General features: G+C 42.1%; 16 protein-coding genes. 10 read left to right on the plus strand and 6 right to left on the minus strand.

What is annotated here, in order from left to right; translation table 11 throughout:
* Positions 1-38: 38 nt before the first annotated feature.
* Complete coding sequence (gene alaS, locus DP114_RS27575; RefSeq protein WP_171977639.1) at positions 39-2,681, plus strand: alanine--tRNA ligase; 2,643 nt, start codon at positions 39-41, stop codon at positions 2,679-2,681.
* A 110-nt stretch (positions 2,682-2,791) separates the two neighbouring features.
* On the opposite strand, the gene DP114_RS27580 is transcribed toward alaS, so the two are convergent.
* A complete protein-coding gene (locus DP114_RS27580; RefSeq protein ID WP_169268761.1) occupies positions 2,792-3,055 on the minus strand; it encodes a hypothetical protein in 264 nt (87 codons plus the stop codon).
* 157 nt (positions 3,056-3,212) lie between these two features.
* Between DP114_RS27580 and DP114_RS27585 the strand changes: the two genes are divergently transcribed.
* A complete protein-coding gene (locus DP114_RS27585; protein WP_171977640.1) occupies positions 3,213-3,482 on the plus strand; it encodes a type II toxin-antitoxin system Phd/YefM family antitoxin in 270 nt (89 codons plus the stop codon).
* A gap of 223 nt (positions 3,483-3,705) precedes the next feature.
* On the opposite strand, the gene DP114_RS27590 is transcribed toward DP114_RS27585, so the two are convergent.
* Together DP114_RS27590 and DP114_RS35870 are read right to left on the minus strand one after the other, a co-directional pair.
* On the minus strand, positions 3,706-4,080 hold the full coding sequence (locus tag DP114_RS27590) for a DUF4870 domain-containing protein (protein ID WP_169268092.1): 375 nt from the start codon (positions 4,078-4,080) through the stop codon (positions 3,706-3,708).
* 190 nt (positions 4,081-4,270) lie between these two features.
* Positions 4,271-4,393 carry a hypothetical protein gene (locus DP114_RS35870; protein ID WP_256379288.1) on the minus strand — a complete coding sequence of 41 codons (123 nt, stop codon included), beginning with the start codon at positions 4,391-4,393 and terminating at the stop codon, positions 4,271-4,273.
* Positions 4,394-4,437: 44 nt separating this feature from the next.
* On the opposite strand from DP114_RS35870, the gene DP114_RS27595 reads away from it, so the two are divergent.
* Positions 4,438-5,325 carry a hypothetical protein gene (locus DP114_RS27595; protein WP_171977641.1) on the plus strand — a complete coding sequence of 296 codons (888 nt, stop codon included), beginning with the start codon at positions 4,438-4,440 and terminating at the stop codon, positions 5,323-5,325.
* Positions 5,326-5,396: 71 nt separating this feature from the next.
* On the plus strand, positions 5,397-5,657 hold the full coding sequence (locus tag DP114_RS27600; RefSeq protein ID WP_169268090.1) for a hypothetical protein: 261 nt from the start codon (positions 5,397-5,399) through the stop codon (positions 5,655-5,657).
* A gap of 29 nt (positions 5,658-5,686) precedes the next feature.
* Here the strand turns inward: DP114_RS27600 and DP114_RS27605 are convergent, their stop codons facing one another.
* Positions 5,687-6,148: a nuclease A inhibitor family protein gene (locus DP114_RS27605; RefSeq protein WP_171977642.1), complete on the minus strand. Its 462-nt coding sequence runs from the start codon at positions 6,146-6,148 to the stop codon at positions 5,687-5,689.
* A 16-nt stretch (positions 6,149-6,164) separates the two neighbouring features.
* Between DP114_RS27605 and DP114_RS27610 the strand changes: the two genes are divergently transcribed.
* Positions 6,165-6,626, plus strand: a complete 462-nt coding sequence (locus DP114_RS27610; protein ID WP_171977643.1) for a protein tyrosine phosphatase family protein — start codon at positions 6,165-6,167, stop codon at positions 6,624-6,626.
* Between the two features lie 45 nt (positions 6,627-6,671).
* Positions 6,672-7,082, plus strand: coding sequence for a GNAT family N-acetyltransferase (locus tag DP114_RS27615; protein WP_169268088.1), 411 nt, complete (start codon positions 6,672-6,674; stop codon positions 7,080-7,082).
* A gap of 202 nt (positions 7,083-7,284) precedes the next feature.
* On the opposite strand, the gene DP114_RS27620 is transcribed toward DP114_RS27615, so the two are convergent.
* Entirely contained in the window at positions 7,285-7,440 is a 156-nt protein-coding gene (locus DP114_RS27620; RefSeq protein WP_169268087.1) for a hypothetical protein, read from the minus strand.
* Positions 7,441-7,783: 343 nt separating this feature from the next.
* On the opposite strand from DP114_RS27620, the gene DP114_RS27625 reads away from it, so the two are divergent.
* Positions 7,784-8,836, plus strand: a complete 1,053-nt coding sequence (locus tag DP114_RS27625) for a dipeptide epimerase (protein ID WP_169268086.1) — start codon at positions 7,784-7,786, stop codon at positions 8,834-8,836.
* Positions 8,820-9,860 carry a DUF1611 domain-containing protein gene (locus DP114_RS27630; protein ID WP_171977644.1) on the plus strand — a complete coding sequence of 347 codons (1,041 nt, stop codon included), beginning with the start codon at positions 8,820-8,822 and terminating at the stop codon, positions 9,858-9,860. Before DP114_RS27625 ends, DP114_RS27630 begins: the two co-directional genes overlap by 17 nt.
* 56 nt (positions 9,861-9,916) lie before the next feature.
* On the opposite strand, the gene DP114_RS27635 is transcribed toward DP114_RS27630, so the two are convergent.
* Complete coding sequence (locus DP114_RS27635; protein ID WP_246163434.1) at positions 9,917-10,222, minus strand: DUF6464 family protein; 306 nt, start codon at positions 10,220-10,222, stop codon at positions 9,917-9,919.
* A 332-nt stretch (positions 10,223-10,554) separates the two neighbouring features.
* Here DP114_RS27635 and DP114_RS27640 point away from each other — a divergent pair, with 332 nt between their 5' ends.
* Complete coding sequence (locus DP114_RS27640) at positions 10,555-11,736, plus strand: aldo/keto reductase (RefSeq protein WP_171978319.1); 1,182 nt, start codon at positions 10,555-10,557, stop codon at positions 11,734-11,736.
* Positions 11,737-11,935: 199 nt separating this feature from the next.
* Positions 11,936-12,697 (plus strand): superoxide dismutase, encoded by a 762-nt coding sequence (locus tag DP114_RS27645; RefSeq protein WP_169268083.1) that lies wholly within the window; start codon positions 11,936-11,938, stop codon positions 12,695-12,697.
* The last annotated feature ends 9 nt before the right edge of the window (positions 12,698-12,706 follow it).

The following is a 12,706-nucleotide window of genomic DNA, read 5'->3' on the forward strand; positions in this document are numbered from 1 at the left end:
ACAAACTTTATTCGTTGATACTATTTTTGTAAATACCCATGTCTGATTATCCCCAATACCTCAGCGGAAACGACATTCGCCAAAAATTCCTTGACTTCTATGCTCAACGGGGACACCAAATTCTCCCGAGTGCTTCCCTCGTACCAGAAGATCCAACCGTACTGCTGACGATCGCGGGGATGCTACCATTTAAACCCATCTTCCTCGGACAGCGGACAAGCGAATTCAAACGTGCGACGACTTCCCAAAAATGCATCCGCACCAATGATATCGAAAATGTCGGACGCACCAAACGGCATCACACGTTCTTTGAGATGTTGGGAAACTTCAGCTTTGGAGATTATTTCAAAGAACAAGCAATAGCTTGGGGTTGGGAGTTGTCCACAAAAGTCTTTGGTTTACCACCAGAACAACTCGTTGTCAGTGTCTTTGAGGAAGATGACGAAGCTTTTGGAATTTGGCGCGATAAAATTGGTGTTCAGGAAGCACGAATCAAGCGCATGGGGGCTGATGATAACTTTTGGGCTTCTGGTCCGACTGGCCCTTGTGGTCCATGTTCAGAGATATACTATGATTTCCACCCGGAACGTGGCGATGACAACATAGATTTAGAAGATGACAGCCGGTTTATCGAGTTTTATAACCTCGTCTTCATGCAATATAACCGAGATGCTGAAGGAAACTTAACACCACTGGCGAACAAAAACATCGACACTGGGATGGGTTTGGAGAGGATGGCGCAAATCCTCCAAAGAGTTCCCAACAACTACGAAACTGATTTAATCTTCCCCATTATCAAAACAGCAGCGGAAATTGCTGGGATAGACTACGCCAAAGCTGATGAGAAAACTAAAGTCTCCTTAAAAGTGATTGGAGATCATATTCGTGCAGTCGTCCACATGATAGCCGATGAAATCCGCGCTTCTAATGTGGGACGAGGTTATATTCTGCGCCGCCTGATTCGTCGGGTTGTCCGTCATGGAAGATTGATTGGGATTGGTGGAGAGTTTACTACCCAAGTTGCGGAAAGTGCGATCGCCCTCTCCGAATCAGCTTACCCCAATGTCCGGCAAAGAGAAAACGCCATCAAAGCAGAACTGCAACGAGAAGAATCCCGCTTCCTGAAAACTTTGGAACGTGGTGAAGAACTGCTGACAGAAATTATCCAACAGGTGCAAAGCAAAGGCGAAACCCAAATTAGTGGTGAAAGTGCTTTCACCTTATACGATACTTACGGTTTCCCTTTAGAACTGACTCAAGAAATTGCTGCTGAAAACAACCTCACCGTAGATGAGGCTGGTTTTGATACGGAAATGCAAAAGCAAGTAGAACGCGCCAAGGAAGCACACAAAACAATCGACTTAACAGTGCAAGGTTCTCTGGACAAGCTGGCAGAAGATATCCAGGCGACAGAATTTATCGGATACACCCAACCTGTGGCGACATCCAAAGTCGAAGTGTTGTTGGTAAGTGGCGTCTCCCAAGAAGAAGCAGAAGCAGGAACAGACGTGCAAATTGTCCTCGACCAAACTCCATTTTATGCAGAGTCGGGAGGACAAATTGGCGATCGCGGATATCTCTCCGGTGATGGCGTCCTCGTGACAATTCACGACGTGAAAAAAGAATCTGATTTCTTTGTTCACTTCGGACGCATCGAACGCGGTACAATCCGAGTAGGAGATACTGTTACCGCCCAAATTGACCAAGCTTGTCGTCGTCGTCTCCAAGCTAACCACACCGCAACTCACCTCTTGCAAGCGGCGTTGAAGAAAATTGTTGATGACTCCATCTCGCAAGCAGGTTCGCTGGTGTCATTTGACAGATTACGGTTTGACTTCAACTGTCCCCGTGCTTTAACACCAGATGAGATACACCAAGTTGAGGAACTGGTGAACTCTTGGATAGCTGAAGCACATTCTGCCAAAGTGGAAATTCTACCTTTAGCCGAAGCAAAAGCTAGAGGTGCTGTCGCTATGTTCGGGGAAAAATACGGCGAAGAAGTACGCGTCATTGATTTTCAAGGTGTATCAATGGAATTGTGCGGGGGGACTCACGTCAGTAACACTGCGGAGATAGGTGTTTTCAAAATTATCTCTGAAGCTGGGGTGGCGTCAGGAGTGCGGCGAATTGAAGCAGTTTCAGGTCCTGCAATCCTAGATTACCTGAATGTACGAGATAAGGTCGTGAAAGATTTGAGCGATCGCTTCAAGGTAAAACCCGAAGAACTCCCCGACAGAATTACAACTCTGCAAAATGAACTCAGAACCAGCCAGAAGGAATTAGAAACTCTCAAGTCACAGCTTGCGATCGCCAAATCAGATAGTTTGCTGCAAACAGTCGAGTCCATCGGCGATTATAAAATTCTCGTCGCCAAAATGGAAGGCGTTGATCCAGAGTCCTTAAAAACTGTAGCTGAACGCTTGCTGCAAAAACTTGGTAATGGTGCAGTGGTGTTGGGTTCTGTTCCAGAAGAGGGGAAAGTCAGCTTAGTTGCAGCTTTTAGTTCAGAAGTGAATAAGAAAGGGTTGCAAGCTGGGAAATTTGTGGGTGCGATCGCCAAAATTTGTGGCGGTGGCGGCGGCGGAAGACCGAATCTTGCACAAGCAGGCGGACGTGATGCGAGTAAATTACCTCTGGCGTTGGAACAAGCGCAAAATGAGTTGCGATCGGCTTTGGGTTAATTGTATTTTCTTGTGGGGCAGGCATCTTGCCTGCCTGGAAACTTTGAATAAATTTGTAGGCTGAGTTAGGTAAGCATTAGAACAGAAAACCCCGTATACGTCTGTTAACACTACGACAATAACTGCAACAAAGACTCCAATGTGTTGTAGCCCCATTTGAGTGTCATTAACCCGGAGATGATTGTCAGTCCCAAACAGAATATAATGCCATTGGTTAGCGGTATGAAATTGTCAAAAAAATAAGCATAGCTACCCCAACTTAATGCAGCAATTATCAGTCCGACTGCCGCCCCAGCACTAAAGCGCTTAAGCAACGTGGTAGGACTTTCTACTTTTGATTTGGGTTGGTTTAGTTCGTGTGGTGATGGTTCCATAAGAAACTTTTGACTTTTTAAATAACAGTGTTGAGCAATATTTCCCAATTTAGTCTAAATTACTGAGTAAGTGCTTCACCCTTGTGGGTAGGTACTTTATACTAAAATTGGCTTAAAAAATGTACTATCTCCACACCACTACGCCGAAGTACAAAGGATGCAGAAAGTCACAGTTGACGATATTAAACGAGATCCCTTGAAGTACCTTAATCAAGTTGAGGCGGGTGAAAGCTTTGTCATTGTCCAAGCAGACAAGGCAATTGCCGAACTAAAACCAATTACAAATACTAACAAGCAATTACGACCATTTGGTTTGTGTGCTGGAGAATTTACAGTGCCTGATGATTTTGATGAACCTTTGCCCGAAGACAGCTTGCGGGGTTACCGTGTACACACATCTCGCTCAAAACCTCACCCTCGCTTTTAGCATAGCTAAAATCTTTCCCTCTCCTTTATAAGGAGAGGGATGCCCGACAGGGCAGGGTGAGGTTCCGAACGTGAGTGCATCTCGTAGAGAAGGAGTTTTGAGTCATTCGATGACTTGTGTGTCGTAGGCTTGCACCGGAGTAGTCTACCCATCCAATAAATAAAAAAGGGATTCTTATCGCAATCCCTTTTTTAAAAACAAACTTTATCCAAAATTAATTTAATTAGAAAACTCGAAAAATAAATGGATAACGGAACGGTTCATCAGGGTTAGTGAAACAGTGCAACAGCGCCCAAATTGTCAGTCCCCAGTGTAGTAAAAAGCCAAAAGCAACAACAGGGAAGAACAAAATTCCGCCAAGACCAAGGGTGAGAAAAGATATAATCCCAATTGGAACTCCAATTAGTATTGCCCAGAACCAAACATTGAAGTGAAAATTAATTGATTCTTTGGCGTTGCTTTTAACAACTGGATCATCGGAAATTAAGTTAATTAAAATTGGAACACCAACCGAAAATAATGTTGTACTAAAAAAAATCGCCCCATGACACAGAGATGATAGCAATTTGCGCTTATCAGAATCGTATGTAACTCGCATCGTTGGTGGCTCCTCAATTCGCTTTCTTGTTTTGATTTTAACGGTTACCAAATAAATTTAGCATTACAGGTTACCGTACTTAGAAAGCTTTTACGCTTTTCCTTAGCTACAGGTTAACTTTGAGTGCAACTCATCAATTATAGGTTATGAGGTTTTCCGAACTCTTACACAGTAAAAGAAAAGTTAAGATCTAACAGGCGTGAATGCGCTCCGCAGCTTTAAGATCACTCCGAGGTGCTTCCAGCATGCAGTGTCTGGCGAAGGCGATCGCACTCGTAGCAACAGACGCGCCGCGCGCGTATTGTTCAGACACATTTTCTATCCTGAGTAAGTAGAAAACAATTAAGAGGTGTATTTATGAGCAAATCAATTTCTAAGTTAGTTGATGAACTACCAACCAGCAATTTGACCGTTTCTGCATTGCGCGCGCTCGATTTTATTGCTCCTGGTGAGTGGCAAAATGTAGTTGGGTTTGTTAATACCATCAAAACTGTCACTGGCGAAACCGACGAAAGGCTGATTCAACAAATTGGCGAACGAGCAGTTTATCTCTACAACGATCGCTCTGGTGGATACCAACGAGCAATGTGGCTTTATCAAACCGTTGAACACACAGATAAAGCACTTGGTGCAGCCGCTTTAGCAAACAAAGTGGGTGAGAAAATTCCCCTTTTGGGTTTTTTAAACCGAATGACTCCCAAAGCTGATAAAGCACAAACCATAGATTTGTGCTTGAAATTAGTTGTTGAGTTAGTCGCTTTCTGCCAAATTAACGGTATTCCTGGAAACAGTATTGGCGATTTTGTCAAGTCTTTGGGTGAATACAGCGGTGAGTCGTTCATCCGTATGGCTGCATTAGTTTGCTTTGATGGTTTGATACCCTTAGGTCCGGACTTTATTAACAAAGCACTATCTAGAATTAATCAGACAAGCCCTCAGGAGTTAGAGCAAAACTCGACCTTTCAAAATATCAAAACACAAATTCCAGGTAACAATTCCAGTAGCAAACTGAACTTTATCGGCGAAAGCTTCAATTTAGTGAGTGGTTGGATGAATGGTCTGATTACTTCAAAGAATTTAACACCACAAAAGGTAGCTAACAACTTGCAAAGTTTTGTTGATATTGCTGATGATAAGCTAGATTATGTTGCTGCGTTGCTGGATATCTCGACGAATTACTACGAACATACAGGTACACAAACTTTAGCACGTCGATTGATAGAGCGAGCTGCGGCTGAAATTTAAGCCAGGTAAATCTGGGTGCTAGCCCCAGCAAGTGTTGGATAATAAATCATTATTAACAAAGGTAGTTAACAATGGGCAGACTCAATCCCTACACTCTACAGATGGAACTTACCCGGATGTTTGAGAACGGGCAATCGTTTTTCGCGACAACAAAAGTGCATGATTGGTTAAAAGAACGTCATCATAATCCTGCGGATTACGATATTATTTTTCATCAAAAACCAGCACCTCCTGGTTCCAAATCAGTCATGGTTGTTGAAGTTGAATTGCGTCGTAAAGATGGACAACCTGTTGACCCCTGGTTGCAAGAACAAGCCAATCTTCATGCTTGATAACGATGAGTACGTTACTGATGATTTAGTTACGTATAAATTCCAATGGTTGACAATCCCAAGATGTTGCTCGATGGAGACTTTCCAATGAGATATAAATATATCTTAGGTTGATTTCCACCAACATCAAAGTATTGAATATCAGTCAGATTGGCTTTGAGCAAGTCAGCCAATTTTTGACATTTTACTAGGCAGCTTTTGTATTCTTTTTCACTTTCCTCATCACTCGATTCAGAAATGTAATGCTTATATTGTCTGAATAACTTGGCAAAAAACTTATCCCCTTGTTGAACTGCGACTACAGTATCAGGGAGTTGGTTTGTTAATTCCAATAGTTTTTCAGGACTAATTGTGCTAGTTTCCCAAAAGACTACTTCTAATGGATAGTCTGATTCGCTAGACCACAAAATTCCCTCGGTTAGCTTTTTTATTTTTTCAGAAAGTTGCTGTTCAGAAAATCTCTCTGGTTGAAAACTATCTGTAAGGGACATTTTATCGGTAAATACTATGGATAATAAAATTGAAAACATTTATAACTATATAAAAATATCAGATTTTATTGCAACTTCCGGACAACCAACAATCAAAGAATTTTCAGCAATTCAACAAGCAGGATATCAAATTGTTGTAAATTTGGCACTACCAGAATCTACTAACGCTTTACCTGAGGAAAAACAAATTGTTGAATCTCAAGGTATGCAGTATGTTCACATTCCTGTTGTTTGGGAAAAACCCACTATTGAAAACCTGAACGAATTTTTTAGCGTCATGGAAGCAAACACGGATAAAAAAGTGTTTGTTCATTGTGTTGCCAATAAGAGAGTTTCGGCATTTATCTATCTTTATTGTCGTCTACATGAACAAATGAGTGAGGAAGATGCAAACAAAGACTTACATAAAATTTGGGTTCCCAATGAGATTTGGCAAAATTTTATAGAACAGGTGATAAAGAATTATTATTTTTTATAAATGCTTGTTCATCCGGACATGATATAAATACCAGGTGCAATTACGATGTATCAAATTGTTGCCAATCTGACCGAAAACCAGGTTTCTAATTTGCTGGATTTATACAAAAACGAATTTTGGAGCTACAAACGTCAACGTGAAGATATTGTAAAAATGCTTGCAGCATCAGACATTATCGTCGGATTGGTAGATGAGAATGAACAATTAATTGGTTTTACTCGTGTTCTCACCGATTTTGTGTACAGAGCAACTGTTTATGATGTCATCATTAAACCAACTCATAGAAAAATGGGTCTTGGTACTCAGTTAATAGATGCAGTTATAAATCATCCTAAGTTAGTTTCAGTTGAGCAAATTACTCTTTATTGTCTACCAGAAATGATTCCTTTTTATCAACGTTGGGACTTCACAGGTAACACAAGTGAATTACAGTTGATGTTCCGAAACAATGCGTGAATTTGAATGATCGCAACTCACCAGGTTATCTGACTTTTCACCTCATGTGGAAAAACCGAGTGACCTAACCTTCCTAACCCCCTTTCCTACGTTCGCGCAGCGTCTCGAAGAGAGGAAAGGGGGAGAAAATTCAAAGCCTCTCTCCTCGTAGGAGAGAGGAATGGAGAGAGGTTTTCCAGATACCGTGAAAAGTCAGACCAGCTTATGGGTTGGGAATACACTCATCTACCTTGAACCATCGCTTTTTGCCACGCGGTAACTTCACTAACACACTACCGGGTTTCCACCAGGGTGAAGGAATAACCAGACCGTTACGACCGTTGGGGAGTTTAACAACTGTACCTGGAACGATATTCATAGCAGCTTTGTGAAAAATTAGAGATATTAAAGCAAATCAAAAAACTATTTTTTTAGGGCTATATCGATTTGGCGTTTCCATTAAGAGAAGTATTGCGGGTAGTTATACCCGCAACAAATTTAATTAGAAGTGCGGAGAAAATTTGTTAAGAGAATCTAAAGAATGATTAAAGTCTAGCTAATCCTTTATGTTTGTTTTAATAATTGAAATATTTCTTTACAGAAAACGGAACATGAGTAGGGCTTTCCTTTAAGGATGAGTCGTGCCACAACGGCACAAACGCTGTAGTATAAGCTTTGATTTGTTAAAAGTAAGCGGTTTTACCGCCATATTATGCGTAATTATGCAAATCAAAGTAAAAATATTTACTGTCAATAAACGTTTTCCTTTGACCATTAGTCGTGGTACAACGGCACAAACGACTAATGTATGGGTGAGGATTTTGCACGATGGTATCGAAGGCTGGGGGGAAGCATCGCCGTTCAGTGTAGGTACTCATCCGCAATCAACTGAGGTCATAAAAGATGCTTTGCTACAAGTAGCACGCTCTTTGCAAGCATTCAGTCCAATGCAAAGACAAGAAATCGAACAAATATTAAGAAAAGCTTTAGTCCCTTCATCTGCTGTCGCAGCGCTGGATATCGCAATGCATGACTGGTTGGGAAAGCGGGTGGGGCTACCCCTGTGGCAAATTTGGGGACTCAATCGCGATGCCATAGTGCCGACTTCAGTCACAATTGGTATCAATTCGCCAGAAGGCGCAAGGGCTAGGGCGCGAGATTGGCTCGCGTTCACGAATGTCCGTGTTTTCAAGGTAAAGTTAGGTAGTCCGGATGGTATTGACGCAGACCGAAAAATGTTAATAGCAGTGCGAGAAGAAGCACCAGAGCTAGAGTTATACGTTGATGCAAACGGGGGTTGGAGTTTGGAAGATGCAGTATCTATGTGCAATTGGCTTGCTGATATCGGTGTAAAGTATGTAGAGCAGCCACTACCAAAAGGGCAGGAAGAACATTTAGCCCAACTCAAGAGGCTAATTCCTTTACCTATTTTTGTTGATGAAAGTTGCTTCAATAGCTCTGATATTCCCAAATTGGCAAGCTGTATAGATGGGATTAATATCAAACTTATGAAATCAGGGGGTTTAACTGAGGCAATGCGAATGGTACATACAGCACGGGCATATGGGTTGCAAGTGATGTTCGGTTGCTATTCTGACAGTACGCTAGCGAATACAGCAGCAGCACAACTTGCCCCATTAGCTGACTATCTCGACTTGGATAGTCACTTAAATTTAACAGATGACCCTTTTACAGGTGCATACATGCAGGAGGGGAGAATATTACCAAACGATTTACCAGGGTTGGGGGTACAAAATAGTGCGTCTGGCGCTTAATCAACGAGTAGCTGTCCTACTACATGAGCAACTTCTGGGACGTCATGGCAAAACTGGGCTGTCAATTTTACGCTACAGTGAAGCCCCAATTGTCGCAGTGATTGACCGCGAATATGCAGGCAAATCTTTAACTGAGTTAACGGGTATCAAGCGTGATGTGCCAATAGTCGCATCAGTTGCAGCAGCGCTAGAATATCAGCCTCAGGTTTTGGTTATTGGTATTGCCCCTAAAGGAGGTGTTTTGCCAGATGATTATTGGCATGAACTTAAGAACGCTTTATCAGCGGGTATGTCAATAGTCAACGGTTTGCACACGCCATTGGCAAGTATGCCAGACTTAAAAGCATTGCTCAAACCAGGGCAAGTTATTTGGGATGTACGTAAAGAACCATCTAACTTAGATGTTGCTAGCGGTTTGGCACGTAATCTCTCATGTCAGCGAGTCTTGACTGTGGGTACTGATATGTCAGTCGGCAAAATGTCAACTAGTCTGGAGTTACATTGGGCATCACGCCGGCGGGGTTTGCGTTCTAAATTTATTGCCACAGGTCAAACTGGTTTGATGTTAGAAGGGGATGGTGTGCCATTGGATGCAGTCAGGGTAGACTTTGCCGCTGGTGCTGTGGAACAGGTAGTTATGCGGTATGGTAAAAACTACGACATTTTGCATATTGAAGGACAAGGTTCTCTACTGCACCCTGGTTCGACTGCAACGCTACCCTTAATGAGAGGATCGCAACCAACACAGATGATACTCGTTCATCGTGCCGGACAAACTGAGGTGATTAATGGTGTACCGATTCCGCCTTTATCAGAAGTCGTAAAACTTTATGAAACTGTTGCCCGTGCAGGTGGTGCATTTGCACCTGTACCTGTTGTTGGTATATCTTTGAACACCAAGGATTTAGATGAATCACAAGCATTGGATGCTGTCGCTCAAACTGAAACAGAAACTGGAATACCCTGTACAGATCCAATACGATTTGGTGTTGATAAGTTGTTGAATGCACTGATGCAAGGGTGAAGTCTATCAAGGCGGGGAAAACCCGTCTTTGGTACTTCACCACTTACTACATCAAGCTAGAAGTCAGATGAACTTTTTTCTACAGAAACGGTTTCTTTTGCTTGATATAAGCGACAACCTTCACATGGTCCACTCGGGTTGACAGCACAGCGCAGGTAACCAGAACGAGCATTAAATCGGCAGCTGATATCCCCAACAAGGTAACCGACTCCTTCAAGATAATAGCGATCGCCTCTGAGGGTACTGCGTTCTGTGCAATAGTTATCATCGCTGATCCTATTTTGTTGCACTCGCCCTACAGGATAAATTGTAGAAGCGGCTCGTCTAAACCGTGAACGTGTTCTAGCCTGGCTTTTACGCATCAACCACAGAGATAATAGGGACGGTAAGAAACCAATGGCGATAACCAAAAGTATATTCACTTCAATACCTTCTTTTAACCTCTTTTGTGCGCTGATCTTCTGATGGTGTTATATCCTCACATTTTAGGGAGAGTACAACGCTTTACACTCGTGGAAAATTCCGCTTGGAAGAAACCTAACACTCAAACAAGTGTTGTGTTAGCCGCCACTTTAACCAGCATAACCGTTGCAACCCAAACCGTGGGCTTAGGTTAAAGTAGGTTTAAACCTGAATATCGCGTTCAGATCTTCGGTATGTAAATTGTTTTTTGATTTCGCTCATGAATCCACTGATGTTATATAGACGATTTGGACGCACAGAATTAAAAATGCCTGTTTTTTCCTGCGGTGGTATGAGATACCAGTATAAATGGGAGGATGTCCCGCAGTCGCAAATACCCCGTGATAACCAGAAAAATCTAGAAGCAACGATTCGACGGGGAGTGGAATTAGGAATTAATCACATTGAAACTGCCCGTGGTTATGGTAGTTCGGAAATGCAGTTAGGGAAAATTTTACCAACGTTTCCCCGTGAGCAGTTAATTGTTCAAACCAAAGTTAATCCTGCGGTAGATCCCAAAGAATTTCAGCGTAACTTTGAAAACTCACTACGAAATCTTCGGTTAGATTATGTTGACTTGCTAGGAATACATGGCATCAATCATCCTGAGTCATTAAACAATAGCATTCGTCCTGGTGGCTGTTTGGATGTAGCAAAAAAACTTCAAGCACAAGGCAAAGTCAGGTTTATCGGCTTTTCCACACATGGTTCAACAGATACTATTATTCAAACCATTCAGACTAATCAATTTGATTATGTCAATTTGCATTGGTATTATATCAATCAAGTGAATTGGGCTGCTATTGAAGCAGCAAATAGTCACGATATGGGTGTATTTATTATTAGTCCATCTGATAAAGGAGGAATGCTGTATAAACCACCACAAAAATTAATCAATCTTTGCACTCCTTTGAGTCCGATGGTTTTTAATGATTTGTTTTGTTTAAGTCACCCTCAAGTACATACTTTGAGTCTGGGGGCTGCAAAACCACAAGATTTTGATGAACATCTAAAAACTTTAGATTTGTTGGAGAATGCATCTGAAATTTTGTCACCAATTTTGGCACGCCTAGAGGAAGAAGCTATTGCTACCTTGGGTGAAGACTGGGTGAAAACTTGGCACGTCAATTTACCCACTTTTGAGGAAACACCATTACAGGTGAATATTCCAGTGATTTTATGGTTAAGAAATTTGGCGATCGCCTACGACTTACTGGAGTATGCCCAAATGCGTTACAACCTGCTTGGCAATGCGAGTCATTGGTTTCCTGGTAACAAAGCAGACCAGGTACATACACTCAACTTGCAGCAATGTCTCAGTCGCAGTCCTCATGCTGACAAAATTCCTCGCCTTCTTGCACAAGCACATCAGATGTTGGCAGGTGAAGCAGTGCAGCGGTTATCGCAAAGTTAAACAGAACAAAAGTACTTTTGGACACAAATATAAGTATTTATAATATTTTATGCATTTTTTAATACTTAAAAAACAAGTATTAAGAATTGACACGTGTTTGGGTCTACTTATGGTTAGAATTGAAAATCGATATAGTTTTTAGTCTAAATTTTCAATAAACAACAACTGAAGATAACACTTTTCTACCACAGTCACTATTATGGCTATTGCTCGTCGTCATTTCTTAGTTTTACTCGGGGCTAGTGCTGGTGCATTTGCTTTAGATTCTTGTGCTTCAGCCCAGAATCTGCAAAGCCAAAACAAAATAAGTCCAAATACAAACAATCCAAGTCCAAGCAAGACAGGGGCTATCCAATTACCACCGTTACCCTATGCTTACGAGGCGCTAGAACCACACATAGACGCCGCCACAATGCGGTTTCACCATGATAAACACCATGCAACTTACGTAAAAAACTTAAACGCAGCACTAGACAAACATCCAGAACTCAAGAATAGAACTGTTGAACAGATGCTGCTTAACCTTAACAGCGTGCCAGAAGATATTCGTAAAACGGTACGCAATAATGGTGGTGGTCATGTGAACCACTCAATGTTTTGGAGAATCATGAAGCCGAATGGTGGTGGAGAACCTAGAGGACCGATTGCAGACGCCATCAAACAAAACTTCGGCAATTTTGCAGCCTTCAAAAATAAGTTTAACGAAGATGGTGCAGCTCGTTTTGGAAGTGGATGGGTTTGGCTAGTCCGCACCAAAGATGGAAAGCTTGCAGTCACAACCACACCCAATCAGAACAGTCCTTTAAGTGATGGTAGCTATCCAATTATGGGTAATGACGTGTGGGAACACGCATATTACCTCAAGTACCAGAATCGCCGCGCTGATTACTTGAATGCTTGGTGGAACGTCCTGAACTGGGATGAGATCAATAAACGGTTAGTAGAGGGTAAAGCGGCGTGAAGAGACAAT

The organism is Brasilonema sennae CENA114 (genome assembly GCF_006968745.1).
GTDB lineage: Bacteria > Cyanobacteriota > Cyanobacteriia > Cyanobacteriales > Nostocaceae > Brasilonema > Brasilonema sennae.

Excerpts from the sequence above, each read along its gene's own strand:
- DP114_RS27605 (WP_171977642.1), bottom strand. The coding sequence starts at position 6,148 with ATGTCCCTTACAGATAGTTTTCAACCAGAGAGATTTTCTGAACAGCAA.
- DP114_RS27580 (WP_169268761.1), bottom strand. The coding sequence starts at position 3,055 with ATGGAACCATCACCACACGAACTAAACCAACCCAAATCAAAAGTAGAA.
- DP114_RS27615 (WP_169268088.1), top strand. The coding sequence starts at position 6,672 with ATGTATCAAATTGTTGCCAATCTGACCGAAAACCAGGTTTCTAATTTG.
- DP114_RS27635 (WP_246163434.1), bottom strand. The coding sequence starts at position 10,222 with ATGCGTAAAAGCCAGGCTAGAACACGTTCACGGTTTAGACGAGCCGCT.
- DP114_RS27585 (WP_171977640.1), top strand. The coding sequence starts at position 3,213 with ATGCAGAAAGTCACAGTTGACGATATTAAACGAGATCCCTTGAAGTAC.
- DP114_RS27645 (WP_169268083.1), top strand. The coding sequence starts at position 11,936 with ATGGCTATTGCTCGTCGTCATTTCTTAGTTTTACTCGGGGCTAGTGCT.
- DP114_RS27600 (WP_169268090.1), top strand. The coding sequence starts at position 5,397 with ATGGGCAGACTCAATCCCTACACTCTACAGATGGAACTTACCCGGATG.
- DP114_RS27625 (WP_169268086.1), top strand. The coding sequence starts at position 7,784 with ATGCAAATCAAAGTAAAAATATTTACTGTCAATAAACGTTTTCCTTTG.
- DP114_RS27620 (WP_169268087.1), bottom strand. The coding sequence starts at position 7,440 with ATGAATATCGTTCCAGGTACAGTTGTTAAACTCCCCAACGGTCGTAAC.
- alaS (WP_171977639.1), top strand. The coding sequence starts at position 39 with ATGTCTGATTATCCCCAATACCTCAGCGGAAACGACATTCGCCAAAAA.
- DP114_RS27595 (WP_171977641.1), top strand. The coding sequence starts at position 4,438 with ATGAGCAAATCAATTTCTAAGTTAGTTGATGAACTACCAACCAGCAAT.
- DP114_RS27640 (WP_171978319.1), top strand. The coding sequence starts at position 10,555 with ATGTTATATAGACGATTTGGACGCACAGAATTAAAAATGCCTGTTTTT.
- DP114_RS27610 (WP_171977643.1), top strand. The coding sequence starts at position 6,165 with ATGGATAATAAAATTGAAAACATTTATAACTATATAAAAATATCAGAT.
- DP114_RS27590 (WP_169268092.1), bottom strand. The coding sequence starts at position 4,080 with ATGCGAGTTACATACGATTCTGATAAGCGCAAATTGCTATCATCTCTG.